The 4775-nt window shown below is 31.9% G+C and carries 2 protein-coding genes; both read left to right on the plus strand.

Annotated features, from left to right (window positions below):
* Positions 1–928: 928 nt before the first annotated feature.
* Positions 929–2041, plus strand: a complete 1113-nt coding sequence (locus tag AYC61_RS18640) for an S-layer homology domain-containing protein (RefSeq protein WP_066506668.1) — start codon at positions 929–931, stop codon at positions 2039–2041.
* Positions 2035–4775: DUF5704 domain-containing protein (locus AYC61_RS18645; RefSeq protein ID WP_242866843.1), on the plus strand; the 2741-nt coding region annotated here is incomplete at its 3' end. The genes AYC61_RS18640 and AYC61_RS18645, both read left to right, overlap by 7 nt.

Here is a 4775-nt window from a genome sequence, read left to right on the forward strand (position 1 = left end):
AATATAGGCATCAATGTCGTGGACAAAAAATGTCATGTAGCTTCTAAATAATAAAATGGTTAGATTTCTTTAGGGTAAACCTTTGTAAGTGCGAAGTTATTACATAATGGTGATTCATTATCAAATGGAGTGGGGCACGAATCTGAGAATCTTTGCTTGTTCCTGTAAAGAAGCAATTTTTTTCATTAAATAAAAGCGTTGAAAAAATTACTTCTTAAAAGTCACCTACAAAGAAACCTCAGATTGAGCCCTAGTAAAATTTATTGGTAGGGATAGTTGTTGAGGTTTTAATAGAGTAGATTTGTATTAAAGAATAATAAGCTTCTAAAACTGCTAGGGTAAACCTATGAGGGAAGTATAGCTGAAAATTTTTGTATTGAAGCCATACATGACATTTTTTTACTCGGAGATGTCTATAGATGTCTATATTTTTCTGATTATTTAAAGATGAAAAAATATAGGCATCAATGTCGTGGTCAAAAAATGTCATGTAGCTTCTAAAAGATTTATTGGTTTGAATTCTTTAGGGTTAGCGTTGTGAGTACGAAGTTATTACATGCTTGTGATTCAATACTAAATGGAAAAGGCAAGTATCTGAGAATTTTTGCTGGTTCAGACAACAGACAATTCTTATTTATAGTGTAAAATCGATGATAAAACTGCCTGTTGAATTCACCTACAAAGAAACCTCAGATTGAGCCATAGTGGATTTGTTGGTTGGAATTGTTGTTATAAAGATGTTTGTGGTTTGTGTAGGGTAATGCCATTAGAAAATGTATATTGAAAATATAATTTTCCATCAAGTATAAAAAATAGTAAATAAAAAAGGTTTTTTGACTATAAATATAGAAAAATATAGAACTGTAAGCAGTTAAAAAAATGTACGGGTAATATCACAAAATAATTAATATTTTCAGGGGGGAAAGCTATGAAAAAAGTTTTAATGTTAACGTTATCAATAATATTAATATTCTCACAAATAGCATTAGCAGGTAATTTTGAGGATGTAAAGGATGGTTATTGGGCAAAAGAAAACATAGAGATGTTAGTATCAAAAGGAATAGTAAATGGATATCCAGATAAAACTTTTAGACCCAAAAACACAATATCAAGAAGTGAGTTTTCAAAGCTAATACAAGAATTATTGGGATTACCACTTAATAATGATGATAGTGAAATAATATTTGAAGATATAGAAAAAAATTGGGCGAAAGGAAGAATTAAAACATTAGTAAAAAAAGGGATAATAGATGTAGAAGACTATAAAGAAGGCTTTAAACCAAACGAGCCAATGACAAGAGTGGAAATGGCAAGAATGATAATAAAAGCATTGGAGATAGAGACAAAAGAAATAAATAAGACAAGCTTCAAAGATGATGAAGAGATCAGTAAAAAAGATAAAAAATACGTAAAAACAGCAAAAGACACAGGAATAATAACAGGGTATCCCGACAAAACCTTCAAACCAAACAGCACAGCAACAAGAGCAGAAACAGCAGCAATGATAGTAAGGATGATAAACTATCTAAATAATGATGATTCAGTAGAAGTAGTAGAAGGAATTAAGTTTGATAAAGTTGATGATGTATTTTCAAGTCCGGGTAAAGTGAATGACGGAGCTATGAAGTTAGATAAACAACAGGAGTTTGTAATGAAGTTTTTTAAAAGTTTGAAGTTTACAAAAGAGGGTGAAAATAGTTATGTATCAGGTTGCTTGCCTAATCTTCCAACTGGATATAAGTGGTCAGCTTCAATAAAAGTTTTTTATACAAACGACCAAGACTATGATACCTTTCATGCAAATCCTAAAGCTAGACAAGATATTTTAATGAAAAAAGGAGAAGTTTTTAAATTCAAATTAAAATACAACAAGGAAAAAATGAGAATAGTATCAGTATCAATTAGAGTTATGAAAGACACAGGTGCAGAGAATGGTCTGTTTATATTAGATTATCCAGTTAAAACACTAAAAAAAATAGGTAAAAGTGGTTCTGAATTTTTAAATGATAGTATAAATTGGGAGGAAATGTTCAAGTGGTAAAAAGAAAAATAGCATGGTTTTGTATAATTGTTTCTTTATTCATTACATTTAATAAAATAAGTATGAAATGTAGTGTAGCTGAAGAAAATAAAGCATCTCAAGTAAAAGTGCATTTTTTAACGCAGGAGGAGCCATTAGAACACTATGATGAAATAGGAAGTATGACTAAACAAGAACCGCTGGAAATGTGGCATTACAGTGGAGGTTATTGGAAAGGAAAAATAGGCGGGGAAAATATTTACCTTAAAGACACAGAAATGGAAGAAAAATGGGCAGATCCAGAATATTTAGGACAGAAGTTAATGGAGCAAGGAAAAGAGTTAGATTTTGAAATAGAGTTACCAGAAACTATGCAGGATGAATTAGACAATTTGAGTGATGGAGAAGAAATACATGTATATATAAGTGAAACTAATCTTGATATAAATGATATATTCCAAGATGAAATATCTCCTACTTGTGAATTAAAAGGAGATAAGATAATAATACATGCATACCCTAAATTAAATTGTACAGATGAAAGCTATAAAGATTATGTAGCAGGACTAAATAAAAATATTCCAATAATAAAAGAAAACTTCGGTAGAAACCTATACTCAATGTTCAACTGTGAAAACAATGCACAGCTAGGTGCGGCATGTTCAACGCAATCAGATGAAGAAGGTAAAATACCCTTCTGGGGAATAGAAAATGCAAGAGGACATCTAAAAGATGGTTTTAAAGTAGATATAAGTAAAAATGGGATAACTAGAAGAGACTCTTCAGACGTAAAAATAGGAATTGATACCTTCAGGGATGCAGGAGCGGTAGGACTGTTATTCACATATCCAATGGAGTTGAAATTCTACAAAAAGCCCTCAGGAGGAGGAACAGTAAATGTTAAGCATGTAACAGACATGGGCGCAGCATTAGGTCAATACGATTACAGTAAAGAAATGTACAAAGACAAGACCTACAACATAAATGCACAGAGCATAAATGGATATGAATTTGATGGTTCAATGCTAGCCTATGATACAGTACCAACAAATAAAACAAGCAAAAGTAATTATGAGATAACATATGACGGTTCATACAATGAAGCGAATATAGTATTTATATACAAACAAACAGCAGGACAGACAGATGTAAAAAGTAACATGGATGCACAATCTTCAGCGGTTATAAGAGCAGATGACAGAGGAGACGAGAAATTTGACGTAGAACTTGGAATACCAACAGAAGAAGACCTTTATGCAAATGTGTTCGCAAAAGAATACCTATCAGATTACGAATTCAAGCAGATAAAAGGTACGAAAGAACTAACAGTAACAGCAGTAAAAACATATGAATTAACGTGGAAAGAAAAGCATGAATATACAGAAACTAAAAAGAATGAAGAAGGAGAAGAAGTAGAAGAAAAAGTTGTAGAATGGATAGATAAATCAGACACAGAAACCATAACAAAAACCTATAAAATAGGAAGACCCTATGATTATTGGATAATAGATAGATTAGAAGTATACAAACTCACAGGAGCAACACTAAACAACGAAGCTCTACCTGGCAATACAATATCATTAAGCACGAAGAATTACACTCCACCACAAGTAGACGTATGTCATAGCGATAGCTTAGAAGATCATATAGAAGAACCAGAGTTATATCTTGATTTAGGAACAAAAAAGCTAAATGGAGGAAGAAGAGGAAGACCAACTCCATCAGGAGATCTAAGAACAGAAGCAAATAATAAATTAGGAGAACTAACAGTAAAAAATGATAGATTGATATTTAACAATAAGACAATAATGTCAGATTCACAAGAAACAGCAAAGACAGAAGCTCCAAAAGAAATACCGATAGCGAGTACAATAACAAATGACGTACTATATCAAAATGATATCACAATAGATGAAAAAGAAAGAAATGGCGAATATCAAAGTGAAGGAACAGTACACTATCAAAGAATAGAAGAAATAAATCCGACAAATCAAGAACAGTATAATCAAAACATAGAGTCCAAAAATCTAAACCAAGTAGTAGTTCATGCACCAGTAGTGTGTTACGCAGACATGAATAACGACAAAGACTATAATCAAGAAATTAATCCAGATAACAATAGAAAAGCCCTAATATTAGGACGAGCATCAAGCATAAAATTGCCAACAACAGGACAGCATAGAGAAATAAAAGGATACGGAGAAAGAGACTATGCTAAATACACAGACTATAAAGAGGTTCGATTTCCATTTGACGTATATATGAATACTACATATAGAGAAGCAGGTAAATATCTAGAAGCCGATACATGGTATCCTTTAAAAGAAACAGAAGTCAATATATACATACCGATATGGGTAGACGAAAAAAATTACGAAGTAGAATTCAGAGAAGTATCAAAAAATGTCAATATAGGAGATAAAACATTACCTTTGTTTAATGAAGAAATAAATTCATACGTAGCAACAAACAAGATACCAGTTAGAGTAATAGGTAGACTATATGGAATGAAAATAACAGACGTAGTAAATTATCCACTGTGGGAAGAAGTATTTAGAGTAGGAGAAAAAACATCAAAGCATACAGGAAACTACTACTGGGCAGGCTTGAATAATCATAACGGAGAATCTGTAAGAAGCGACAAACGCCAGACTTTACCATTACTAGAGGGAAGCCATCCTAAATATATAAATAGGGGTGCAATGAAACCAGGTTACAAATTTAGATTTGAATTAGAAAGTATAGGAAACTACTT

Origin of the sequence: Abyssisolibacter fermentans (assembly GCF_001559865.1) — a bacterium.
Classification (GTDB): Bacteria; Bacillota; Clostridia; order Tissierellales; family MCWD3; genus Abyssisolibacter; species Abyssisolibacter fermentans.

What these genes read in the sequence shown, in the direction of transcription:
- AYC61_RS18640 (WP_066506668.1), top strand. Translation starts at nt 929, where the DNA reads ATGAAAAAAGTTTTAATGTTAACGTTATCAATAATATTAATATTCTCA.